This window comes from Flavobacterium rarum (SeqCode) (genome assembly GCF_965234445.1).
GTDB classification, from domain to species: domain Bacteria; phylum Bacteroidota; class Bacteroidia; order Flavobacteriales; family Flavobacteriaceae; genus Flavobacterium; species Flavobacterium rarum.
On sequence record NZ_OZ248479.1, the window covers coordinates 431,906 to 456,252 of the forward strand.

Below are 24,347 nucleotides of genomic sequence, written 5' to 3' on the forward strand. Positions count from 1 at the left end.
TAATTTTTAAATTTTAAAGATGTTTGAAAGTGATTGATTCGCCAGTTTACTCTTTCAGCTTTTGATAACAATTTTAGACTTTAGATTTTGAGTTAATAAATACAAAGATTGTGGATTTTACGATTCTAATAATTTCTTAAATCTAAAATCGCTAATCTTAAATCTTAAATTCCTAAGGCACTTCATTCCCAGTACTGGCTGTCCAAAGTGCAAACCAATCTTGTAATTCCATTTCAATAGTAGTAGCTTGCATCAAATTGGCAATTCTATTTTTGTCGGATGTACCACAAACAGGCAAAATTCCAGATGGATGTTTCAATATCCAAGCCAGCAAAATAATATCATCAGTCACGTTGTATTTGGACGAAAGTTCATTGGTAACTTTTTTAATTCGTTCCGATTGCTCATTGTTTTTTCTAAAAACCGTTCCAAGTGGGGACCAACACATCGGGGTGATTCGATTGGATGTCATGTGGTCTAAACTCCCGTCTAGCATTGGTTCAAGGTTTGTAATTGAAAATTCGATTTGGTTGTAATTTATTTTGGTCTTTGTCTCAATCAAATTGCTTTGACTTGGCGTAAAATTTGAAACCCCAAAATCTAAAATTTTCCCATCTATTTTTAACTTTTCAACCGCTTCTGAAATTTCATCTGCTTGCATTAATGGACTCGGTCGATGCAAAAGCAAAAGATCCAAATAATCCGTTTTTAAATGCCGTAAAGATTGTTCTGCAGACCAAACAATATAGTCTTTAGAGTAGGCGTAATGTTTAACAGAATTGCTTCTGTTTTCAGTGACCATTTGTATGCCACATTTAGAAATTAATTGAATGCTTTGTCTGTCAATTTTGCTTTCGCCAAAAGCATTTCCAAAATCTGATTCTGTGGTATATCCGCCATAAATATCGGCATGATCAAAAGTAGTAATACCACTTTCGAGACAAGAATTCATCAATTCAATCATTTCTTTACTAGTGCAGTTTTTACCCCAAACTCCCCAAGTCATAGTTCCAGCAATTATTTTTGAAAAAGGTATTTTACTCATCGGTTTTATATTTTTTGCCCCCCTTAAATTTCGAGGTTAAATCTGTTGTTTTAAAGTTTATTTTTTTTAGTTCTTAAAAATAGACAAATAGTATCATAATTCAACCTTAAAATTAGGGGATTGGTCGAAGTTTTAACCATTCTTTAACATCTTACTTCTAAAAAAAAATTCAATTTGCACCATCAAATAAAAGACGAAAAAAAAAAGGTTATAAAAACATAAATATGGAAGAAAATACAACGACTTTAGACATTAGAGCAATCAATGAAAAAATCGAAAGAGAAAGTGCTTTTATAGACCTTCTTACCATGGAAATGAACAAAGTTATTGTGGGCCAAAAACACATGGTCGAAAGATTACTTATTGGACTTTTGGGTCAAGGACATATTTTATTGGAAGGTGTTCCAGGACTGGCAAAAACATTAGCCATTAACACGCTTTCGCAAGCCATACAAGGGTCATTCAGTAGAATCCAGTTTACTCCAGATTTATTGCCAGCGGATGTTGTTGGAACCATGATTTATAACATTAAAGCCAATGAATTTTCGATAAAAAAAGGACCAATTTTTGCTAATTTTGTTCTTGCCGATGAGATTAACCGTGCGCCTGCCAAAGTGCAATCCGCTTTATTAGAAGCCATGCAGGAAAAACAAGTTACTATTGGGGACACCACTTTCAAATTAGACCGACCATTTTTGGTTCTAGCAACTCAAAACCCAATTGAGCAAGAAGGAACGTACCAACTTCCGGAAGCACAAGTCGATCGTTTTATGTTAAAAACAGTTATTGATTACCCTAAAATGGAAGACGAGCGTTTGGTTATCCGTCAAAACCTTAAAGGAAGTTATGACAAAGTAAATCCTGTAGTATCAGTAGAACAAATTTTGCGTGCTCAAGAGGCTGTTCGTGAAGTCTATATGGATGAAAAAATTGAGAAATACATCCTTGATATTATTTTCGCTACTCGTTATCCTGAAAAATATAAATTGGCCGAACTAAAACCATTAATTAGTTTTGGAGCTTCTCCTCGTGGAAGTATCAACCTTGCTACCGCAGCCAAATGTTATGCTTTTATCAAAAGGCGTGGTTATGTAATTCCTGAAGATGTTCGTGCTGTAGTTCATGATATTTTACGCCATAGAATTGGAATTACTTATGAAGCAGAAGCCGAAAACATTACATCGGTAGACATCATAAATAAAATCATAAACGAAATCGAAGTACCTTAAAAATTTTAGATTTTAGATTGCAGATTTTAGATTTAAAAACTGCAATCTAAGGAAAGTGTTCATTTATTCAGCTTTTAGTTGTTTTTGCGACTCGGAATCTGAAATCTAAAATCTAAAATCTGCAATCCGAAAAAATGGATACAAAAGAGCTTTTAAAAAAAGTACGTAAAATAGAAATTAAAACCCGAAGATTGAGTGATCATATCTTCTCGGGGGAATACCATACGTCGTTCAAGGGGCGTGGAATGACTTTCAGTGAAGTGCGTCAATACCAATTTGGGGACGATATTCGTGCTATCGATTGGAATGTGACCGCTCGTTATAATGAAGCACATGTTAAAGTTTTTGAAGAAGAAAGAGAACTAACCATGATGTTAATGGTTGATATTTCGGGCTCAGAAAGTTTTGGCTCCAAAAACCAATTCAAGAAAGAAATTGTTACCGAAATTGCAGCAACAATGGCTTTTTCCGCCACTCAAAACAATGATAAAATAGGTTTGATTTTATTTTCAGACCAAATTGAATTGTATATTCCACCAAAAAAAGGAAGATCACATGTGTTGCGTATCATTCGGGAACTGATAGAATTTCATCCCAAGAGTTACAAAACAGATATTTCTCAAGCTTTGAAATTTTTATCCGGAACTCAAAAAAAGAAAGCTATTGTATTTGTTATTTCCGATTTTATGTCGGGAGATTATGAGCAAACTTTAAAGATTGCTTCCAAAAAACATGATATTACAGGTATTCGCGTGTATGATGTTCGAGAGGAAAAAATGCCCAATTTAGGAATGGTATCTATGCTTGATGCAGAAACAGGTGAAACGAGATTGATCAATACAAGCTCGAAATTGGTACGGATGAATTATGAGAAATACTTTCATGAGAATGTGGATTATTTTATAGAAACCTTCAGAAAATCAGGTTCAGGTGTTGTAAACACAAGAGTTGACGAAAGTTATGTCACCAAATTGTTAGGCTATTTTAAATCGAGATAAAAATTTCCCAAAATAAATGTTTAAAAAATTATTTATATTCTTACTACTGATTTCTACTTCTATTTTTGCACAGCAAAAAGTAGTTACCAGTATTGATACAACAAAAAATAAAATTGGAGCGGAGTTTAAACTGACTTTAAAAACTTCTGTAGATACATTGTCTAAAGTGGTTTTTCCAAAACTGAAAAACATTGGAGCACTAGAAGTAATTCATTCCTATCCGATTGACACTATCAAAAAAGACGATAGATACGAATTAATCAAAAAGTATGGCTTAACTCAATTTGATTCAGGAAAGTATACGATTCCAAGTATCAAAATCTTGATTAATAACAAAGTTGTTTTAACCGATTCGATAAAAGTTGAAGTTGCAAATGTTCAAGTTGATACATTAAGACAAAAGATGTATGACATTAAAGACATTGTAAAAGCACAAAATTCGTTTGGCGATTGGTGGAAGTATCTTTTGGGAATTTTATTGATTATAGGAATTGGAGTTGCTATTTATTGGTATATAAAAATACATCAGAAGAAAAAAATTGAAGAAGAAGTTTATAAAACACCAATCGAAAAAGCGACTAGTTTACTTAATACATTGGAGAAAAAAGAACTTTGGCAACACGGTGAGGTAAAAGCATATTATAGTGAATTGACCGATATTGCTCGAAACTATATCGAAGAAGCAATTGAAATTCCAGCGATGGAAAGTACAACTTCAGAATTGATTGCGGGACTTAAGGCGGCATCATTAAAAAAGAAAATGAAGCTTTCTCAGGAAACGATAGAAAACTTATTTACTGTTTTGAAACAGGCCGATTTAGTAAAATTTGCCAAATCAAAACCGTTAGAATTTGAAATCACCGAAGATCGAAATAGAATTCAAAAAGCAATTTTAACGCTAGATGAAGCCATTCCGGTTGAAGTTCCAATCGAGGAAGATACCATTTTGAATGAGGCTCAAAAGCAAAAACAAATTAAAATTTTGCTTAGAAAAAAAAGAACTCAACGTATTACCGTTGCCGTTTTATCTGTTTTCCTTTTAGTTTCTACCATAACAATTTACTTTATGGCCACCAAAGGCTATAATTATGTAGTAGACAATGTATTTGGACATCCTACCAAAGAGTTATTAGAAGGAGAATGGGTAAAAAGTGAATATGGAAACCCTGGAATACTAATAGAATCTCCAAAAGTCTTGAAGCGTATTGATTTGACAAAATCATTGCCAAAAGACGGAATGGCACTCATTAAAGAAATGCAATCTTTTGGGTACGGAAGCCTGTTGGACAATTTTTATATAATGGTATCAACTTATAAATATAAAAAAGAAACAACATTAGATTTGTCCAAATCCATTGAAAGTTCTTTGAAAGTATTAGAATCTCAAGGTGCACAAAATATGATTGTCAAACAAGAGGATTTCCAAACCAATAAAGGAGTAACTGGCAAAAAAGGATACGGAACTTTTTCAAGAATTGACGGAGAGAATCAAACTAGTTCAAAAATCTACTATGAAATCTTACTTTTCGGACAAGAAGGAGGACTGCAACAAATCATGATTCTCCACGAAGAAGGAGATCGCTATGCTACAGAATTAACCGAACGTATTTTGAATTCGGTAGAACTTAAATCAGCAAGTAACTAATGGAAAAAATAACGTTTTTAAATCCAGAATTTTTTTGGATGTTTCTTTTGATTCCGGTTGCAATTGGACTGATATTTTGGAGAAGGGATCAGCCAACGGCCTCTTTACAGATTAGTTCACTTAAAGGTTTTAAAGGAGCAAATTCTGTATTGCCTAAGTTAGAACCCTTATTAAACATAATCCGTTTATTGGCATTGTCTTCATTAATTGTAGCTATGGCAAGACCTAGAACTGTTGATGTCAGTAACAAAACCAAAACGACGAGAGGAATAGATATAGTTGTAGCAGTAGACGTTTCTGGAAGTATGTTGGCCAAAGATCTTAAACCCAACAGAATGGAAGCGCTGAAAAAAGTGGCAGCCAACTTTGTGGACGAAAGACCAAATGACAGAATTGGGCTTGTAGTATATGCTTCTGAAGCGTATACCAAAACACCAGTAACTAGCGACAAAGCCGTTATTCAAGAGGCTATTCAAAGTATAAAATATGACAATGTTTTGCAAGATGGAACTGGAATTGGGATGGGATTGGCTACAGCTGTAAACCGTTTAAAAGATAGCAAAGCCAAAAGTAAGGTGATTATTTTATTGACAGATGGAGTAAATAATGCTGGATTTATCGAGCCAGAAACAGCATCAGATATTGCACAACAATACGGTATAAAAGTTTATACTATTGGAATTGGAACTAATGGAATGGCAGAATCTCCATACGCAATTGGACCAAATGGCCAATTATTATTTCAAATGATGAAAGTGGAGATTGATGAAAAATTAATGCAAAGTATTGCTAGAAAAACAGGAGGGAAATATTTTAGAGCTACAAGTAACGACAAATTGGCTCAAATTTATAACGAAATTAATAAACTGGAAACCACCGAAATCGAAGAATTAAAATTCTATGATTATGATGAAAAATTCAGACCTTTTGTTTTATTCGCTGGATTTTTGATATTATTCGAATTAGGATTGCGAAATACAGTGTATAGAAGTTTTATATAAAGATTTTTGATTGGAGATTTAATATTTGTGATTTGCGATTTAGTCGTGATAACAAATCTGAAATCAGCAATCAGCAATCTAAAATCACAAATTAAATGGAATTAGACGAACATATCTATTTATACCTTCTTTTTATACTACCAGTTGTGGTGGTTATTTTTCTTATTAATTTATATTGGAAAAGAAAAAAACAACGCGAATTTGGAGATTTGGAATTACTAAAAAGACTTAGTCCAGAACGCTCTGTTTTTAAACCTGCATTAAAATTGACTGTAATGCTTTTGGCTTTGACTGCCTTAATTTTCGGACTCGTTAATCCTAAAATTGGAACCAAAGTAGAAACCGTAAAAAGAGAAGGAATTGACATTGTATTTGCAATGGATGTATCCAAAAGTATGCTTGCAGAAGATGTAGCTCCTAGTCGTTTGGAAAAAAGCAAGCAAATTGTTTCTCAAATCATCAATCAATTAGGCAGTGATAGAATAGGAATTGTAGCCTATGCTGGAAGCGCATTTCCTGTACTTCCCATAACAACTGATTATGCAGTGGCAAAAATGTTCATGCAAAGTATGGGACCCGGATTGGTGTCTTCTCAAGGAACATCACTCGATGAAGCAATAAAGTTATCAGGAACTTATTTTGATGATAAAAGTAAGACCAGCAAATTGTTAATAATGATTTCGGACGGAGAAGATCATTCTGAAGGTGCCGAAGCAGCTGCTGAGGAAGCCAAAAAAATGGGAATAAAAATCATCACCATTGGATTGGGTACTCAAAAAGGAGGAACAATACCTTTAAAAAAGAATGGTGTTGTAGAAAGTTACCAAAGAGACAACAATGGCGAAGTGGTGATTACTAAATTGAATGAGCCGGGTCTAACAACTATTGCTAAAATTACAGGTGGCGGTTATGTAAATGGAAACAATACCAAGGAAGTATTGGAATATATAAAAAACACATTGGATAAAATACAAAAAACCGAATTTGAAGCTACCGAAATGGCCGATTTTCAATCGCAGTTTCAATGGTTTTTGGGAATAGCATTTGTATTATTGTATATGGATATTTTCTTTTTGGAAAGAAAAACCAGATGGGTTAAAAAATTGAATTTATTTAACGAGAATAAATAAAGTATTAAAATAAGGGTAAACGACTCAATTGTTGCCAAAGCTTTGAAAGGAACATTTAAATGAAAATGAAAAATAAAATTTTATACATACTACTACTGCTTTTTACTTTTGTGGCCAATGCCCAAGAGAAAGACAAAGTTTTGCCTAAAGCAAATGAAGAATTTGTAGCCGGAAATTTTGTGGAATCGGAAGCTAATTATAGAATTTCGCATTCTAAATTTCCAAACAGAACAGTAGCTTCGTATAATTTAGGTAACGCTATTTACAAACAAAATCAATTCTCTGAATCTAAATTTGCTTATGCAAATGCATTGAAAAATTTAAAAACAAGATCTCAAAAACACAAAGCCTACCATAATTTAGGGAATGTTTTCATGAAAGAGAAGGATTATACCCAAGCTGTAGAAGCTTATAAAAATGCTTTGCGAAATAATCCTGAAGATGAAGAAACCCGTTATAATTATGCTTTGGCTAAAAAAATGCTAAAAGACAATCCTCCTCCAAAAGACGATAAAAAGAAAGACAAGAATAAGGACAAAGACAAGGATAAAGATAAAAACGACGACAAAAAAGACGATAAGAAACAGGACGACAAAAAAGACGGGGATAAAGACAAGGACAAAAAGGACGATCAAAAAGACGGTGATAAAGATAAAAAAGACGACAAACCCAAAGACGATCAAGGGCAACCTAAACCAAAACCAGGCGGTATTTCAAAACAACGTACCGAAAATCTATTGGATGCCGTAAACAACGAAGAAAAGAAAGTTCAAGATAAAGTAAATGCCAAAAAAGTAAAGGGATCTCCAGTAAAAACAGAGAAAGATTGGTAGTTAAATTAAAGGGTTTAAAATTGTTTAAAGTTTAAATTGTTTAAATCCGTTCTGGTAACTCAAAAAACGTTGAGTTTATTTTTTTAACAAAAACAATAAACTGTCAATCATCTAATTTTTTTATAATAATAAAAATTAGGCAAACTAAAGTTGTAACTGTTAACTCAATTCTTGAATAACTGAACTTTTAAACCCTTAAACTCTTTTAAACAATTAAAAACATTAAAAATAAGTAATGAAAAGGCATTTAATTCTATTCCTATTATGTTTTCAAGGACTAATGGCTCAAGTACAATTTGAGGCAAGAGTTAGCAAAACGACGCTTGGTCTTAACGAGAGACTACGTATCGATTTTGTAATGAATATTGATGGAGATAATTTTGTTCAACCCTCATTTGATGGGTTCAGAATTATTGCTGGGCCATCTCAGCAGGTAAGCCAGTCTTGGATTAATGGAAAAACATCTTTTGAAAAGAGTTATTCTTATTTTTTATTACCCAATCAAAAAGGAACTTTGGTTATCAAACAGGCTATGATTGAGTATAATGGGCAGATTTACAAAACGCAACCTTTAAAAATTAATGTAACTGCTGCCACTGAACAACCAAGAGATCCGAATGATTCTCAAATTTCTGCCGATGATAATCTGTATTTAGTTGCCGAAATTTCAAACACCAATCCTTATATTAATCAACCCATTACTGTAGTCTATAAATTGTATTTCAGTTACAATATAGGACTTGACGGTGGTTTTAAAGAACTTAGCAAACCTAAATACAATGATTTTTGGAGCCAAAATATTGACATCAAGCAATTGGTAGCCGAAGAAGGCATGTTTAAAGGTGAAAAATACCGTTATGTAGTATTGCGTAAAACAGTTTTATATCCACAAAAATCAGGAAAATTAGAAATAGAACCTCTTTCTTTGGATATTGGAGTTCAATTACCAACGAATCGTAGAGATATGTTTGGTCGTGTAATAGTTACTAATGGTAATAAGAGAGTATCTGCTGGAGCCAAAACGATCAAAGTAAAAGCATTGCCGGAAGCCGGAAAACCAATTGATTTTACAGGCGCTGTTGGTAAATTTGATTTCAAAGCAGTTCCGTCCAAAACAACTTTGAAAAACGGCGAAAGTTTGGATCTTGTTTTAAGTGTTACAGGTACAGGTAACCTAAAACTATTTACTTTGCCAAAACCAGAAGTGCCTAATGCATTAGAAATGTATGATGCTGTTCATGATGAAAAAGTAAATACGCCACTTTCTGGAATGAATGGTAAAATCTCAGATTCCTATACTATTATACCACAATACAAAGGCGATTATATTATTAAGCCAATGCGCTTTACGTATTTTGATTTAAGTACTGGTTCATACAAAACAATCAGTTCTAACGAAATAAAAATTAATGTTCTCGACGGGCCTTCACAAAATAACGATACAACATCTACTGCCAACGTTGGAAAAAATAAAATTGAAAAAGTAGAACAGTTTAAATTCATTGATTTAAAAACAGAACTTGTATCCAGTAAAAAAGAAGTGTTTTTTGGTTCAAATAAATTCTATGGATTGTTGCTTTTACCTTTTTTAATGCTGCCATTAATCGTTTTATTCAAAAAGAAAAAAGAAGCTATTGATAGCGATGTTTTTGGAAACCGAATTAAAATGAACAACAAATTGGCGAAGAAATATTTAGGCGAAGCCAAAAAACAGATCAACAACAAAGAACCTTTTTATGTGGCGCTGGAAAAAGCAATGCACAATTTCTTGAAAGCCAAGTTGCATATCGAAACTTCAGAAATGAGCAAAGACAACATTCAAGAATTATTATTGTCTAAAAAAGCGAACCCTGAAATTGTAAATGATTTTATTTCACTAACCGAAAATTGCGAAGTGGCTAGATACGCACCATCTTCTAGTGCTACGATTCAACAAGATTTTGACAAAGCAGTAATTATTATTTCCGAATTAGAAAAACAGATATAATTTTAGATTTAAGACTTCAGATTTAAGAATTATCGATTGACAATTTATATTTAATTAAATGAAAAATATTTTTTACATACTATTATTCTTCTCTCAAGTTTTCTTTGCTCAAACGGGTTTTGAAAAAGGAAATGATTTGTACCAAAAAGGAAAGTACGAACTTGCAATTAAAGCCTACGAATCGGTTTTGAATGACAACAAAGAATCGGTTCAATTGTATTTTAATTTGGGGAATAGTTATTTTAAGTTGAACCAAACCGCTCCTGCTATCTACAATTATGAAAAAGCTTTAGTTTTAGATCCTTTCAATACAGCCGTTTTAAACAATATAAAATTTGCTCAAAAACAAACCATTGACGAAATTAAAGTCGTTCCAAAAGTGGGATTTGCAAAGTTACTTCGCGATTTTACTGGGATTTATCCTTTCGAAACTTGGGCTTGGATTACTATTGTCTTTGCAATGTTGTTCTTAGTGTGTTTTATGGTCTATTATTTTTCTCAAAAAGTAGTCGCAAAAAGAGTTTTCTTCTTTGCAATGTTCGTTGTTTTGTTGCTTATGGCAATGAGTATGTCGGCTGCCTTTTTTGAAAAAAGTCATTTTGATAACGAAAAACCAGCTATTGTTTTTGTCGAATCTGCTGAAGTAAGAAGCGAACCGCAAAAAGCAAGCAATGCTACTTTTGTACTTCACGAAGGAACCAAAGTCTATGTACTAGAAAAATTAGGAAACTGGAAAAAAATTCAATTAACCGATGGAACCGAAGGCTGGATTGATGGTAACGCTATTAAGGAAGTGAAGTCAAATTAGTGGTTAGTTTAAACTTGGAGTCAACATATAGAGAACAGTAGTCAGTTATCTGTTTTTAGCATTCCGTTTAAGTTTGGTTCAATATTTAGTGTTCTTGAAGCCGAGAATACATTATGATGTCAGACAAAATGCTTTTGTAAAAACTATAGCCCATGGTTTAAACCATGGGCTATAGTTTTTATAGGCTAAAAGTGTTGTCATTTAAATTCATTGAAAAAGAATAAACAAGACCGATAATTGTCCGCTACTTCCTTGCCTTATCATACCACTTCTTAATGACTCTTAACCTTTTTCAAAGTTCAAAACTTTGAAAAAGGTGCTTGACGAAATTAGGACCATCGCGTTTTACAAATTAAACTTGTAAACTAATTAAAGAGCCCATTAGAAAAGGCAAGCTGATCACTAAAACACTGAGCACGGAACACTTTCCACTACTTCCTCGCCTTGTCATACCATTTCTCCATAGAAGGAAAAATAAACCCCGCTACTTTTTGAATCGGGTTAAAGAACAAGGATTTATCCAGCGTTTCTTTTTTGGCCAGATAGTTGTGGTAATTCATTTTTTCGAATAGAGTAAAAAACACGCTGATGATTAAAACGGTTTTTAATACTCTAAAAAAACCGCCACCCAGACTGTTTATCCATCCCAAAAAAGCAAAATCTGCAACGTTGGTTAAAATTTTCCCCAACATATAAATCCCAATTACAACCACAATAAAAGTCAAAATAAATGCAAATATCTGAACAGTATAAGGATTCCAATGCAACCAGCCGGATATAAAATCTTTGACTACCGATGAAAATTTAATGGCAATGTAAATTCCTAAAATTAGCGAAAGCAAAGAAGCCAATTCTACAAAAAGCCCGTTTCTGATTCCTTTATAGAATGAATAACACAAGAATCCGCCAATAATAATATCAAAAAAACTCATTTTTTTATTTTAAATTTTAAAGCAGCAAAGATAAAAGAATTGTTCGGTAACCATTGTCAATTTTCAAGTTCTTATCTTTGCGGGAAATAATTTTAGATTTTAGAGTTCGGATTGTAGATTGGTAAAATTACCGAAACAATTATTCTAAAATCTAAAATCTAAAATCTAAAATCTAAAATGTCTAGAGACACACAACTGAAAGAACGCTGGGAACAGCTTGTCCATATACTTTCCAATCAATTTTCGCAAGGGGAAGATTTGGATTTGGATGCTATTATTTATTTAATTGGAGTACAGGAATTGGGAAAAGTACATCGTGAATACAAAAAAGACGAGAAACTCAATTTAATGCACATTGCTATTTGCCGATTATTGGAACCGTACGGATTCTACGAATTCGAATTTTTTGACGAAGAGGGTTGGCCACATTATAAAGTAAAAGAAGAATTACCGCCATTGAAAGCAGGAGAACAATCGGTTTTAATGAAAGAAGCCATTGTTAATTATTTCTTAGAAAGAGAAGTCTTAGAATAATGATTTGCCATTATTGATTAACGATTTTAGATTTTAAAACAGATATATAGAAAAACTTCTAACTTCTAACTTTTAACTTCTAACTTTTACTTAAATTTGCACTCTCAATTACGGAACGATAATGATAGACAAGATAAAAGAATATATTGGTGAAGCACAGGCCTTCTCCACACAGAATCCAGCAGAACTAGAAGTATTTAGAATTAAATTCTTAGGGACAAAAGGATTGTTAAAAGACCTTTTTGCCGAGTTCAAAAATGTACCCAACGACCAAAAAAAGGAGTTTGGACAAGTAATCAATTTACTTAAAACATCTGCCGAAGACAAAATAAAAACCATACAAGAAACTTTGGCAAGCAAAGAAGAAATAAAAGGTTTTTACGGAGATTTAACTCGTACGGCCGAACCAACAATTATTGGTTCTCGTCACCCTATTTCATTGGTAAAAAATCAAATTATAGACGTTTTTTCTAATATTGGCTTCAACGTTTCCGAAGGGCCAGAAATTGAGGATGATTGGCACAATTTCACCGCATTAAACCTGCCAGAATACCATCCGGCGCGTGATATGCAGGATACTTTTTTCATACAAACCAATCCAGATATTTTGTTGCGTACGCATACTTCATCCGTGCAAGTGCGCTATATGGAGAACAACAAGCCGCCAATCCGTACGATTTCTCCAGGAAGAGTGTTTCGTAATGAGGCCGTTTCTTCTCGCTCACACTGTATCTTTCACCAAGTAGAAGGATTGTATATTGACAAAGACGTTTCTTTTGCCGACTTAAAACAAACCCTTTTGTATTTCACCAAAGAGATGTTCGGGAAATCAAAAATACGTTTGCGTCCTTCTTATTTTCCATTTACAGAGCCAAGCGCCGAGGTTGATATTTATTGGGGTTTAAAAACCGAAACCGATTATAGAATTACCAAAGGAACAGGTTGGTTGGAAATTATGGGTTGCGGAATGGTAGATCCAAATGTCCTTAAAAACTGTGGTATCAATCCAGACGAATACAATGGTTTTGCTTTCGGTATGGGAATCGAACGTATCGCGATGTTATTGTATCAAATTGGTGATATTCGTATGTTTTATGAAAATGACGTGCGTTTCTTAGAGCAATTCAAATCCAGCATATAATTTATAAGGAGCTATTTCCAGCTGTCCACTATATCTTTTTCTTTTTAAAGGAAAAAGAAAAAGGATGCCGTTTCCATCTGGGCTAGGGCATACCGTATTCGAGATATTTAGTTATCCTGCAAGGTTTTTTTTAACCTTGTAGGTATAAACATAAAAGGCATAATACCTACAAGGTCCGGAAAAAGACCTTGCAGGAACCAAAAAACTAAGCGAATTAATTGAAGTTTAATTCTATAATCAATTCCGATGGGAGCTATCGGGAGTTAATCATCATTCAAATAATCAAATGAAATCTGACATCACAATCCCCGAAGTAGAAAACGTATTTATTGCAGCCGTTCAAGAATGGAGCGATGATTTTATGGAAAAAGTATGGTATGCCTATTTGGTAAACGATAGTGATTTTCTAATAGAAAGTGTCATGGTCGTTTCCAAAGCTTTTGGAACCATTGACGGCGAAATGAAAAATACTTCGCTGTTGCGACACGCTTTTGTTGAAGTTCCTGCTGTTTCTGTAGTCAAAATTGAAATGATAGAAAAAAGCGTCTTAGTACTTAATAATGAATTTATGGTTTCTTACTTTATAGGAAACAAATTATTCGATAAGAAATTTATTTTCAAAGCCAATTCAATCAATGAAAATCAGGTTGAAGAAGTGCCTATTTTGTTTGTAGATGGAGTGATGGTGAAATAAGTGTTTAGGGTTCCCGTTTATAGTATTCATTGATTAGCTGCATAAATGAATCAAAAAAAGGCATTTTCCAATTTAAGAAAATGCCTTTTTTTATTTATCATTAGTAGTTATTACTATCAGATTCTGTGCTCAACAGAACACTACTTTTTTAATCCAATTCCTCAGTCAGTTTTTTAAACACCTTTTTGGCTTCTTTTCCTTCATACAAGATAGCATAAACAGCATCAATTATAGGCGTTTTGGCACCATAGCCTTGGTTGAGTTTATAAGCGCTTTTTACGGCATAATATCCTTCGGCAACCATGCTCATCTCCATTTGTGCCGATTTTACGGTGTATCCTTTTCCAATCATATTACCGAACATTCTATTTCTCGAAAAAACAGAATAACCCGTAACCAATAAATCGCCCAAATAAGCCGAATCATTGATGTTTCGCTTCATTCTATGCACTTTCTTGATGAATTTTTTCATCTCACGAATCGCATTACTCATTATAACCGATTGAAAGTTGTCACCATACCCCAATCCGTGAGCAATACCAGCAGCTATTGCATAAATATTTTTAAGCATTGCAGCATATTCTGTACCTATAATGTCGTCTGTAATTTTTGCTTTTATATAATTACCTGATAAATTTTTAGCAACAATAGCCGCTTTATCAGGATCTCCACAAGCAATTGTTAAATAAGATAGTCTTTCTAGTGCTACCTCTTCAGCGTGGCAAGGTCCAGTAATCACACCTATGTTGTAATAAGGGATGTCATATTGAAAATGAAAATGTTCGCCAACAATCAAACTGGTTTCGGGAACAATTCCTTTAATTGCAGAAAAAATTATTTTGTCTTTTAAGGAAACTGTTAATTTTGCCAATTCACCATCTAAAAAAGCAGAAGGAATTGCAAAAATAATGTAATCAGCATAAGCAACCGCTTCGTTGATATCGTTAGTAAGTTTAAGTTTGTTGTTGTCAAACTCAACAGAACTTAAATAATTTGGATTGTGTTTGAAAGTTTTAATGTGTTCAATAGCAGCTTCATTTCGCATATACCAAGAAATCTCTGGAAGATTTACGCACAACATTTTTGCTATAGCAGTAGCCCAGCTTCCTCCACCTATTACTGCAAATTTTAAATTATCGGCCATTTTTTTATTAAATTTTATCAAAAGTACTTAAAAATATACTAATAATACAAATTATTTTTTTGTCGAGCCTTGAATTTATAGGGGTTTATAAAGTTTTTGATTAAAAAATAAAATATTTTCAAATATTTTTTATAATTCACACAATATACTGATAATGTATGCGTTATAGTTCTTTAAGAATAACAATATTTGAAATTTTATATGAAGATTGAGTTAGTTAGTTTTGTTTTAGTATTTTAAAAAGGCGTTCTTATTGGTTAAGTGAACGCCTTTTTTTTATTTGTTATTTTATTTTGAAATTAATAACTCATTGTTACAATTTCTTTCACTTTATCTAAGGTAATATTTTGCTTTTCTCCTAAAGCTTTCCATCCTCTTTTATCAAAACGATCTACAATAAAATCAGCAGTTTTCTCAAAATTTTCTGCATTTTCTGAGAGTAATGTTTTCATTCCCATTGTATGAAAAAAGTCAATAGTCTTTGCAATAGCTCCATTGGCAATTTCGTCCTCTGTTCCAGACAAATTAAAGATGCGTTTTCCGTATTGGGCTAGTTTTTCTTTTTTGGTTTCAAACATCACTTTGTATAGGTTTGGTCCAATAATGGCTAAAGTTCTAGCGTGGTCAATTCCGTAAAGCGCTGTTAATTCATGACCAATCATATGGGTAGCCCAATCTGAAGGAACTCCTTTTTGAATCAGTCCGTTCAAAGCCATCGTACAACTCCACATAAAGTTGGAAGCCAAAGCATAATCTGTTGGTTTTTCTACTACAGCAGGTCCTATTTGGATTAAAGTTTGCAAAATACTTTCTGCAATTCGGTCTTGTAAATAACCTCCGTGCACATAGGTCAGGTATTGCTCCAGCACATGTGTGTAAGCATCGACCACTCCGTTTTGCAGTTGTCTTTTTGGCAAAGAGGCAATTACAGTTGGATCACAAATTGAGAATTTAGGAAACATAGCAGCACCTCCAAAATCTAGTTTTTCATGTGTTGCAGCAATAGTAACAACAGAACCAGAATTCATTTCGCTTCCAGTTGCTGGCAAAGTCAAAACAGTACCAAAAGGAATTACGGTAGATCCTTCTTTAAAAATAATTCTCTTTTTAAGAATGTCAATAGGGTCTCCTTCAAAAGGAACGGCTGCCGAAATAAATTTTACCCCGTCAATAACGCTTCCACCTCCAACTGCCAGAATGAAATCAATTTTTTGCTCTCTGATGATTGCAACGGCTTTTATCAAAGTTTCAAAATGTGGATTGGCTTCAATTCCTCCAAATTCAATAATTTCAAATCCTTCCAAGCTTTTACGAACTTGCTCGTGGATTCCATTTTTAAAAATACTTCCTCCACCATATGCAAGAAGAATTTTTGCATTGGCAGGAATCAGTGTTGGTAATTTTTCTATTTGACCTTTTCCAAAAACCAATTTGGTAGGATTGTATAATTCGAAATTTAACATGTTTTGTTATTATAAAGTTGCTAAGAAGCTAAGTTTCTGAGATGCTAAGTTTAAATCTTAGGAACTTAGCATCTCAGAAACTTAGTTGCTTTTTTATTTTGAATTCAATTGTGCCAATAATTTTTCAGCTACTAATTTTGATGATGCTGGATTTTGACCTGTAATCAATAAACCGTCTTCCACAGCATAAGGATGCCAATCGGCTACTTTGCTATAAGTTGCTCCATTGGTTTGCAATGCATCTTCCAATAAAAACGGAACAATTTTTGTTAATCCAACTGCTTCTTCTTCGGTATTGGCGAATCCAGTTACTTTTTTTCCTTTTACCAAAAATTCTCCATTTACTTTTACATTTTTCAATGCTGCTGGAGCGTGACAAACAAAAGCAACTGGTTTTTTATGAGTATAAAAATCTGCAATCAAAGCAATAGAAGTTGCATCTTCAACCAAATCCCAAAGTGGACCGTGACCTCCTGGGTAAAAAACCGCATCATAATCAGCTTGATTTACGGCTGCTAATTTTTTAGTGTTTTTTAGTTTATCCAATAAAACAGTATCAGCGTCAAAACGCTTGGTATCTTCTGTTGCTGAAGAAGGATCAGCACTTTTTGGGTCAATTGGAGGCTGTCCTCCCTTTGGAGTGGCAATGTCTATTGCTACACCTTGGTCCAACAATGCGTAATAAGGCGCTGCTAATTCTTCTGTCCAAAATCCTGTTTTTTCTCCTGTGTTACCCAATTGATCGTGACTCGTAACTACAAATAATACTTTTTTCATCTTTTTGTTATTTTGTTTTTGCGCTGTTGCCATAAAGCAACTTACGGTTAATGCTAGAATTGTTGATACAGTAATTTTTTTCATCTCGTATTAATATTATACTACAAATTTATGGCGAATATGGTATTAGTAAAAATAATTTAAATTATGTTTGTGATAAATATATTTATATCATGGTTAATCTAGAGTGGTACCGAACGTTTAAATCGGTGTATAAAAACGGAAATTTTTCTTTGGCAGCCAAAGAATTATTTATCAGTCAACCAGCGGTAAGTCAGCAAATAGTGATGTTGGAGGCGCATGTAGGTTACAAGCTTTTTAATCGAAAGTCCAAGGGGGTTGAACCGACAGAATATGCTAAGTTACTCAATAATTTAATCATTGATGCCTTAGATCGACTGGAAAATGTAGAAAACGGTTTTCGAGCCAAAGCGTTCAATGCCAATAGATTGCTTTCTGTTGGAATATCGGGACATTTAATGAGCAGTATTGGGAGCGCATTGATTGCCAAATTTGATTTTATCGATTTTACATTCCATACTAATGATGCATTGTTTGATTTGGTAAATTCGAAAAAACTGGATTTTGCAATAGTAACCAAGAAATTTGACACTTTTGATACGCTTCAAAAAAAGGTGGGTGAAATCAAACAAATTATCGTGGGTTCAAATAATATTGATCTTTCTAGTATCCAACAAAATAGTAAGATCAATGATTATGTTTCCGTTGAAAATTGGTTAAACGACCAAAAATGGTACAGTCATGATGCTGGAATTCCACATATTAAATTATTTTGGCTGCATGTTTTTGCCAAGAAAAGACCTTCGATGGTAGCCAGTTATATTATCCCTTCAGAATATGAAATGCTTGAAATCCTTAGCAAAAATAATGGGGTTACGGTTACGTGGAATGTCAATGCCAAAAATTTGATCCAAGAAAATAAATTGCAAATGATCTGGGACAGTAAAGAAATGCCCAGTACGGATGTGTTTTTGTTATCGGGTAAAAACGATAATTTGAGCGCTATTTTTCAGGATATTGAAACAGAATTAAAAGCAGTTTTAATCTAATTACTTTTTATAAAAATTATTATGATCGATATATTCCCAAACTTTATTGGGTAAAAGAGGTTGAACATTTTTTCCCCTCTTAACATTTTCTCGAATAAAAGTTGAAGATATTTCTACAACAGGAGCATCTATCATGTGTACTTTGGGATGGTTTTTCAAATCCAAATTTTGATGCGCCTGCTCGCTTTTCAGGCTTGTGTCAGTTTCGGAAGAAATGCGGGGATACACATAAATGTCATGGTGCGCCATAATCACTTCAAAGTTTTTCCATTTGTGTAATGACTTTAAATTGTCTTCTCCCATAATCAAGGAAAACTCGTGATCTGGGTATTTTTCCTGTAAATGTGCTAAAGTATGAACGGTATAGTTGGGTTGTGATAATTTGAACTCTATGTCCGAAGGTTTTATTTTTGGAAAATCTTCGGTGGCAAGATGCACCATTTGTAAACGGTGATAGTCATCGAGTAAAGTGCTTTTCTTTTTCAGTGGATTGTGTGGCGTAACCACCATCCAGACCTGATCCAAATCGGCATGTTCCGCCATGTGATTGGCAATGATAAGATGCCCAACATGAATGGGATTAAACGTTCCGAAATAAAGTCCGATTTTCATATAATAGTGTTTCGCAAAGGTTCACAAAGATTCTTAAAAGATTCACGAAGGATTTTATAAAAGCTTTGTGGATCTCATTTTTTCTTTGCGAATCTTTGTGTAATCATTTACTCTTTCACAAAATTCTTAACCAATTGATACGCTTCTTCCAGAGCAATAGGCAAATCATAGTTTTTTATAATCACGTCAAATTGAGGCGCAGTAGCTAGTTCTACAGAAGCTTTTGCAATACGCATATTGATTTTATCTTCGGTTTCGGTAGAGCGTTCTTTTAATCTTCTTTTGAGTTCGTCTACACTTGGAGGCTTAACAAAAACAGCCAAAGTTTCCTCTGGAAATTTATGTTTGATACGTAATCCACCTGCAACGTCAATATCGAAAATCACGTTTTTCCCTTTGGCCCAAATGCGTTCTACTTCACTTTTTAGCGTACCGTAGAAATTATCTCTGTAGACTTCTTCCCATTCTACAAAATCTTCGGCTTTGATGTGTTTTTTAAATTCTTCCAAAGACATAAAGTAATAATCCTTGCCATTTACTTCTTCGCCACGTGCTTCCCGTGTAGCTGCCGAAATCGAAAATTCAAGATTCAAATCTTCTTTCCCTAATAAATGTCTAACTATAGTGGTTTTTCCAGATCCCGATGGTGCCGAGAATACGATTAATTTTCCTTTTTTCATTTTATCCTGAATTAGTTTCCTAATAATTTCAATTTTATTTTTTCCCTTTCAATTTCGTCTATTAATTCTTTTTCACTTGGTAAATAGGGCAAATATTTTGTTGCAAAAAGATGAGGGGAATCATTTATAATAGAATATTTAACCACGGTTTCGCTTTTTTCTGTGCATAAAATAATCCCTATTGTTGGCAAATCTCCTTCTGGTTTTTTTAAATCGTCAAACATACGGCGATACATATCCATTTGTCCAATATCTTGATGGGTGAGTTTGCCTATTTTTAAATCAAATAAAACAAAACATTTCAGTATATAATTGTAAAAAACCAAGTCAATATAATAATGTTCTGTTTCGCTGCTTATACGGTATTGTCTGCCTACAAATGAAAAACCTTTACCAAGTTCCATTAAAAATACTTGAAAATTTTCAATCAAAATACTTTCTATTTCTTGTTCTGAATGGCTTTTGGGTTCAGGAATATCAAGAAATTCAAAGACATAGGGATCCTTTATAAAGTCTTTAATGTTTATACTGGTTTCGTTAATATTGTTGTTAGAAATGTTTTTTGAAGATAGTAAACGATTGTAATATAATGTCTTTATGTTTCTTTCTAAAGTTCTAACGCTCCAGTTTTCTTGAGTGGATTCTGTTAAATAATATTGCCGAGCTACAGGGTCGTCAATTCTCATTATTAATCGATTATGACTCCAACTCAATTTGCTACACACTGTGTAGCAAATTTGTTCATCAGGATATGTCAGATAAAATTGTCTGAAATTACGAAGATTTGAAGAAGAAAATCCTTTTCCGAATTCAGTTGATAAATTTTTAGATAATTCTTTCAACAATGCTTCTCCATAATTGGCTTTTTCTTTACCGTTTTGCTCTTGCAAAACAATTTTTTGTCCAATTTTCCAATACGCTTCAATCATCGCAGTATTAATTGCTCGATAGGATTGCTGCCGAGCATTGATTAATATTTGCTTTATTTCTTGAATGTATAGCATGTCAAATTTTATTACAATACATTCAATACTTGTTCCTTAATTTTTTCCAATTCATCTTTCATCTGAACCACTAATTTTTGCATTTGAGCATGGTTTGATTTCGAACCCATAGTGTTGATTTCACGACCCATTTCTTGGGTAATGAATCCTAGTTTTCTACCGTTGGCTTCGGTTCCGTTGATGGTTTCCAAAAAGTAGTCCAAGTGGTTGGTCAAACGTACTTTTTCTTCTGTAATGTCCAGTTTTTCTAGGTAATAAATCAATTCTTGTTCAAAACGATTTTCATCTACATTGACTTTTAATTCGGCAATAGCAGTCTGCAAACGGTCTTTTATAGCTTGAACACGCTCTGGATCTAGTGCCAAAGCTTCATTCATGTATTGGCGAATGTTGCCAATACGCAATTGAAATTCATTTTCCAGCGATTGTCCTTCATCTTTTCTAAAAGTCAGGATATTTTGCAATGCTTCTTCGATAACGGTTTGAATTTGAACCCAGTCATTTTCGTCGATCTCATCGCGTTCTATTTTCATGGTATCGGGCATACGAACTGCCATTTTCATCAACTCGGTTTCATCAGCATCAGCATACACTTCTCTTAATTGATTGATGTAGGCTCTTACAATTGGCACATTTACTTTCGTAGTAGTCTGCTCTGCGGTACTTTCGATAAAAATAGAAAAATCTACCTTACCTCTTTCCAGTTTCAGTGCGATTTGGTTGCGTAAACCCAATTCCATTTCGCGGTAAAGTGAAGGCATGCGAACATTTAAATCCAAACCTTTACTGTTTAAGGATTTTACTTCAATTGTAATTTTTTTGGATGGTAATTGCAAAGTGGCTTTACCAAAACCAGTCATCGATTGTATCATATTATTTTCTAAAAGTGTGTAAAGATAAGGAAAAAGTGGTCAGTTTTCAGTTTTTAGTGTTCAGTCTCAGTCCCATTTTTCAGTCTCAGGGACTTGGCTAAAGATAAGATTGAACGCCAAGACTGCTAACTTTTTTTATAGGTAACCAAATAAACCCCTGAAAAGATCAATAAAGCAGAACCAATTTTGACTAAACTCAACGTGTCTTTTCCTAAACTTATTGCAAAAACGGTAGCAAACAAAGGCTGCAAGTAAATAAACACAGCTACCGTGGTTGGTTTTAATTCTTTCATCGAAAGTAAATTCAGTAAATAGGTCAAAAAAGTTGATATGACCACCACAAAGCCTATTTTCCAGTAAATGCCTGTAGGCACAATAGCCCAATCCACAGCGGTAAATTGGCTCCAGCCAAAAGGCAGAACCATTATAAAACCAAACAAATAAATCCACTTTACAAATGTAAAAGCATTGTATTTGTTCATCAATTTTTTGACTATAATCAGGTAAAATCCATACGAAATAGCATTGACCAAAACCAGAAAATTACCCAGTCCAGATTGAGAAGTGTCGCCAATGGATTTTCCATAAAGGATAAGTGATGCTGTTCCGATTAAACCGAGAATAATTCCGAAAATCATTCTTTTTTTCATGTGTTCCTTCATAATAATGGCCGAAAGAACCAAAACAATCATGGGGGTAGAAACCATAATTACCGCTGCTGAAATAGGAGAGGTCAAGCTTAAACCTTTGAAAAAAGTCAGCATATTAAAGGCAACTCCAAAAAAAGCGGAAGCAATTATTCGAGGAAAATCGTTGATTGCAATTTTTTCTTTAGGCATAAAAAGCCAAACTAACCAAAACAAAAGCATGGACCCACCAACTCGCAAAAGGATGAATCCATAGGCGTCGATGTATTTTGGCATTACATCTTTGGCAATGGTAAAAGTAACTCCGTAAATTATGGAAACGATAGTGGCGCCAATCAAGGCGAAATTTCTTTTTGACATTACTAAATTTGGGGTTTTGAGTATTTTAAGTCTCCATCTATTTTGGAGAGGAGTTGGGGCTTTTAATCTAAATCTAGACTTTTTATCAAATCGCGAATAACCGCATCAGAAATTGAAGTGTGCTCTGATTTGTCGTAAATAGAAAGTAAATAAACCGTTTCTTCTTGTATATAAATATAGGTTATTACTCTAGCACCGCCACTTTTCCCCTTCCCTTTGGAAGCAATTGCCATTCTAATTTTATAGCAATTTTGAAGAATTTCATCACCCTTTCTGGGGTTTTCCAGTAGTTGTTTTCCAAGTTGAGCTAGATCTACTTTGATAGACCGATGTTTTTTAGACAATGATTTTAGTTCTTTGTCAAATGTTGGGATGGTTATTATTTTATAACTCATCTAAAAGTTCTTGAAGTGGTCTACCTTTTAGTTTACCCGCTTTTATCAACTTCATTTCTTCAACAGCTTGGCGGATGTTGTTAAGGATTTCTTCTTCGGTTTGTTCCGGTTCATCCCAAGTTTCCAGATCTTTATACTTTGCTTTCATCTGTTTCCATTCTTTTATAGGAATAAAAACTCCCGCAGGTTTTCCTTTTTCGTTTTGAATGATTTGTAAACTCATGACATTGAAATTTAGAGTGTAAAGATAATTAAAAGTTTGAAGTGTTTCGTTTTAGAGCATTCACTTTAAAAATATTCGAATTTTATAAAATCTACTGTTGTGTGTTTGTATTTTATATTTCGGCAAACTTTTCCCCAAATTCTTTTACTTTATCCCAGTTTGTATATTCTATAACTGTTTTTGAATTAGTAGGTCCTTTTGTCATTAGCATAATTAATTGTATTAAAATTCGATCTCTAAAACTATAAAGACTATAATCCAATTTTCCAGGAAATACAACAACGAGAGTTGGTTTCCATTCAATAGTGCTGAAAAATTTCTTGACATAAGGATTTGTGTCGGGTGTACTTTTCTCCTCTTTGCGTGCTACTAAATTTACAGAAATAAATGCCGTTTTTTTTGAATGCAAAAGCGCAGTATTTTCTTTTATAAATTTCTCTATTAGTTCATTATGCTTCCCATATCGTATACTCGAAGCAATAATTACTTTGTCAAAATCTGCTGTTTTTTGGTTGTAATCATGAATAGAAACTATATCGACCAAATGATTCTTTAGAATTAAAACATCCTTTATATAATGACAAATTCTTTTGGTCAGACCATCAACAGATGAATAAATAATAGTTGTCTTTGTTTGCATTCGGTATATTTTAATTAATGATTTGATAAAATGACGCACGACTTGCAATTTCTAAATTAGAAAGATAATTTGGTATCGTTTCAAACTTAAATAAATCTCTCTTTTTATCCCAAAGCTTTCATGACCTGCAACATATTTTGCTGAGTGTTGCCAATGTATATTTTTTCATTTATAATAAAAACAGGACGGCTCAAGAAGGTATAATGTTCGAGGATGTATTTTTTGAAATCGTCTTCGGTAAGGGATTTGTTTTTTAAGTCCATTGTTTTGTAAAGCACCGCTTTTTTGCTAAATAAGGCTTCGTAACTACCCGAAAGTTTATACATTTCCTCTAGTTCTTCAACAGTTATTGGGTTTTGTTTGATGTCATGAAACGCCAAGTTATGGTCTTTTGGAAGTGACTTTATTATTTTTCGACAAGTGTCACAAGAAGCGAGATAGTATATTTTGTTCATTTTTTTATTTTCTAAATACAAAGGAAAT

Annotated in this window: 26 protein-coding genes; 12 read left to right on the plus strand and 14 right to left on the minus strand. The window is 33.5% G+C overall.

Annotation, left to right across the window (positions count from 1 at the left end; translation table 11 throughout):
• Positions 1-172: 172 nt before the first annotated feature.
• On the minus strand, positions 173-1,045 hold the full coding sequence (locus tag AC8GF4_RS01725) for an aldo/keto reductase (RefSeq protein ID WP_506592177.1): 873 nt from the start codon (positions 1,043-1,045) through the stop codon (positions 173-175).
• A gap of 224 nt (positions 1,046-1,269) precedes the next feature.
• On the opposite strand from AC8GF4_RS01725, the gene AC8GF4_RS01730 reads away from it, so the two are divergent.
• The 8 genes from AC8GF4_RS01730 to AC8GF4_RS01765 all read left to right on the plus strand — a co-directional run bounded on the left by AC8GF4_RS01730 (position 1,270) and on the right by AC8GF4_RS01765 (position 10,676).
• Positions 1,270-2,274, plus strand: coding sequence for an AAA family ATPase (locus tag AC8GF4_RS01730; protein ID WP_506592179.1), 1,005 nt, complete (start codon positions 1,270-1,272; stop codon positions 2,272-2,274).
• A gap of 134 nt (positions 2,275-2,408) precedes the next feature.
• Positions 2,409-3,272 carry a DUF58 domain-containing protein gene (locus AC8GF4_RS01735; RefSeq protein ID WP_506592181.1) on the plus strand — a complete coding sequence of 288 codons (864 nt, stop codon included), beginning with the start codon at positions 2,409-2,411 and terminating at the stop codon, positions 3,270-3,272.
• Between the two features lie 16 nt (positions 3,273-3,288).
• Entirely contained in the window at positions 3,289-4,917 is a 1,629-nt protein-coding gene (locus tag AC8GF4_RS01740; RefSeq protein WP_506592183.1) for a hypothetical protein, read from the plus strand.
• Positions 4,917-5,918, plus strand: coding sequence for a vWA domain-containing protein (locus tag AC8GF4_RS01745; protein ID WP_506592185.1), 1,002 nt, complete (start codon positions 4,917-4,919; stop codon positions 5,916-5,918). The genes AC8GF4_RS01740 and AC8GF4_RS01745 overlap by 1 nt, the downstream gene beginning before the upstream one ends.
• 95 nt (positions 5,919-6,013) lie before the next feature.
• Positions 6,014-7,048 (plus strand): vWA domain-containing protein, encoded by a 1,035-nt coding sequence (locus AC8GF4_RS01750; protein ID WP_506592187.1) that lies wholly within the window; start codon positions 6,014-6,016, stop codon positions 7,046-7,048.
• A 65-nt stretch (positions 7,049-7,113) separates the two neighbouring features.
• A complete protein-coding gene (locus tag AC8GF4_RS01755; RefSeq protein WP_506592189.1) occupies positions 7,114-7,881 on the plus strand; it encodes a tetratricopeptide repeat protein in 768 nt (255 codons plus the stop codon).
• A gap of 235 nt (positions 7,882-8,116) precedes the next feature.
• Positions 8,117-9,868, plus strand: coding sequence for a BatD family protein (locus AC8GF4_RS01760; RefSeq protein WP_506592191.1), 1,752 nt, complete (start codon positions 8,117-8,119; stop codon positions 9,866-9,868).
• Between the two features lie 58 nt (positions 9,869-9,926).
• The gene (locus tag AC8GF4_RS01765; RefSeq protein ID WP_506592193.1) at positions 9,927-10,676 is read left to right on the plus strand and encodes a tetratricopeptide repeat protein; all 750 of its coding nucleotides are present in this window, start codon (positions 9,927-9,929) and stop codon (positions 10,674-10,676) included.
• A gap of 431 nt (positions 10,677-11,107) precedes the next feature.
• Here AC8GF4_RS01765 and AC8GF4_RS01770 read toward each other — a convergent pair whose 3' ends face one another.
• Positions 11,108-11,608 carry a CvpA family protein gene (locus tag AC8GF4_RS01770; RefSeq protein ID WP_506592195.1) on the minus strand — a complete coding sequence of 167 codons (501 nt, stop codon included), beginning with the start codon at positions 11,606-11,608 and terminating at the stop codon, positions 11,108-11,110.
• Positions 11,609-11,785: 177 nt separating this feature from the next.
• Here AC8GF4_RS01770 and AC8GF4_RS01775 point away from each other — a divergent pair, with 177 nt between their 5' ends.
• The 3 genes from AC8GF4_RS01775 to AC8GF4_RS01785 all read left to right on the plus strand — a co-directional run bounded on the left by AC8GF4_RS01775 (position 11,786) and on the right by AC8GF4_RS01785 (position 13,977).
• Positions 11,786-12,142 carry a hypothetical protein gene (locus AC8GF4_RS01775; protein WP_506592197.1) on the plus strand — a complete coding sequence of 119 codons (357 nt, stop codon included), beginning with the start codon at positions 11,786-11,788 and terminating at the stop codon, positions 12,140-12,142.
• A gap of 121 nt (positions 12,143-12,263) precedes the next feature.
• Entirely contained in the window at positions 12,264-13,283 is a 1,020-nt protein-coding gene (pheS, locus tag AC8GF4_RS01780; RefSeq protein WP_506592199.1) for a phenylalanine--tRNA ligase subunit alpha, read from the plus strand.
• 286 nt (positions 13,284-13,569) lie between these two features.
• On the plus strand, positions 13,570-13,977 hold the full coding sequence (locus AC8GF4_RS01785) for a hypothetical protein (protein WP_506592201.1): 408 nt from the start codon (positions 13,570-13,572) through the stop codon (positions 13,975-13,977).
• Positions 13,978-14,125: 148 nt separating this feature from the next.
• Here the strand turns inward: AC8GF4_RS01785 and AC8GF4_RS01790 are convergent, their stop codons facing one another.
• The 3 genes from AC8GF4_RS01790 to AC8GF4_RS01800 form a co-directional block, all read right to left on the minus strand.
• Positions 14,126-15,121, minus strand: a complete 996-nt coding sequence (locus AC8GF4_RS01790; protein WP_506592203.1) for an NAD(P)H-dependent glycerol-3-phosphate dehydrogenase — start codon at positions 15,119-15,121, stop codon at positions 14,126-14,128.
• Between the two features lie 299 nt (positions 15,122-15,420).
• On the minus strand, positions 15,421-16,584 hold the full coding sequence (locus AC8GF4_RS01795) for an iron-containing alcohol dehydrogenase (RefSeq protein ID WP_506592205.1): 1,164 nt from the start codon (positions 16,582-16,584) through the stop codon (positions 15,421-15,423).
• 93 nt (positions 16,585-16,677) lie between these two features.
• Positions 16,678-17,445 (minus strand): type 1 glutamine amidotransferase domain-containing protein, encoded by a 768-nt coding sequence (locus AC8GF4_RS01800; RefSeq protein WP_506592207.1) that lies wholly within the window; start codon positions 17,443-17,445, stop codon positions 16,678-16,680.
• Between the two features lie 89 nt (positions 17,446-17,534).
• Between AC8GF4_RS01800 and AC8GF4_RS01805 the strand changes: the two genes are divergently transcribed.
• Positions 17,535-18,431, plus strand: coding sequence for a LysR family transcriptional regulator (locus AC8GF4_RS01805; protein ID WP_506592209.1), 897 nt, complete (start codon positions 17,535-17,537; stop codon positions 18,429-18,431).
• Here the strand turns inward: AC8GF4_RS01805 and nadD are convergent, their stop codons facing one another.
• The 9 genes from nadD to AC8GF4_RS01850 form a co-directional block, all read right to left on the minus strand.
• On the minus strand, positions 18,432-19,043 hold the full coding sequence (gene nadD / locus AC8GF4_RS01810; protein ID WP_506592211.1) for a nicotinate (nicotinamide) nucleotide adenylyltransferase: 612 nt from the start codon (positions 19,041-19,043) through the stop codon (positions 18,432-18,434).
• Positions 19,044-19,150: 107 nt separating this feature from the next.
• Complete coding sequence (gene gmk / locus AC8GF4_RS01815) at positions 19,151-19,723, minus strand: guanylate kinase (protein WP_506592213.1); 573 nt, start codon at positions 19,721-19,723, stop codon at positions 19,151-19,153.
• An 11-nt stretch (positions 19,724-19,734) separates the two neighbouring features.
• A complete protein-coding gene (locus tag AC8GF4_RS01820; protein WP_506592215.1) occupies positions 19,735-20,727 on the minus strand; it encodes a PDDEXK nuclease domain-containing protein in 993 nt (330 codons plus the stop codon).
• Positions 20,728-20,738: 11 nt separating this feature from the next.
• Complete coding sequence (locus tag AC8GF4_RS01825) at positions 20,739-21,599, minus strand: YicC/YloC family endoribonuclease (protein ID WP_506592217.1); 861 nt, start codon at positions 21,597-21,599, stop codon at positions 20,739-20,741.
• Between the two features lie 125 nt (positions 21,600-21,724).
• Entirely contained in the window at positions 21,725-22,606 is an 882-nt protein-coding gene (locus AC8GF4_RS01830) for a DMT family transporter (RefSeq protein WP_506592219.1), read from the minus strand.
• 62 nt (positions 22,607-22,668) lie between these two features.
• Positions 22,669-23,001, minus strand: a complete 333-nt coding sequence (locus AC8GF4_RS01835) for a type II toxin-antitoxin system RelE family toxin (RefSeq protein ID WP_506592221.1) — start codon at positions 22,999-23,001, stop codon at positions 22,669-22,671.
• The gene (locus tag AC8GF4_RS01840; RefSeq protein ID WP_506592223.1) at positions 22,991-23,224 is read right to left on the minus strand and encodes a hypothetical protein; all 234 of its coding nucleotides are present in this window, start codon (positions 23,222-23,224) and stop codon (positions 22,991-22,993) included. Before AC8GF4_RS01840 ends, AC8GF4_RS01835 begins: the two co-directional genes overlap by 11 nt.
• A gap of 112 nt (positions 23,225-23,336) precedes the next feature.
• Positions 23,337-23,864 carry a menaquinone-dependent protoporphyrinogen IX dehydrogenase gene (gene hemG, locus AC8GF4_RS01845; protein ID WP_506592225.1) on the minus strand — a complete coding sequence of 176 codons (528 nt, stop codon included), beginning with the start codon at positions 23,862-23,864 and terminating at the stop codon, positions 23,337-23,339.
• Between the two features lie 104 nt (positions 23,865-23,968).
• Positions 23,969-24,319, minus strand: a complete 351-nt coding sequence (locus AC8GF4_RS01850) for an arsenate reductase family protein (protein ID WP_506592227.1) — start codon at positions 24,317-24,319, stop codon at positions 23,969-23,971.
• Positions 24,320-24,347: the final 28 nt, after the last annotated feature.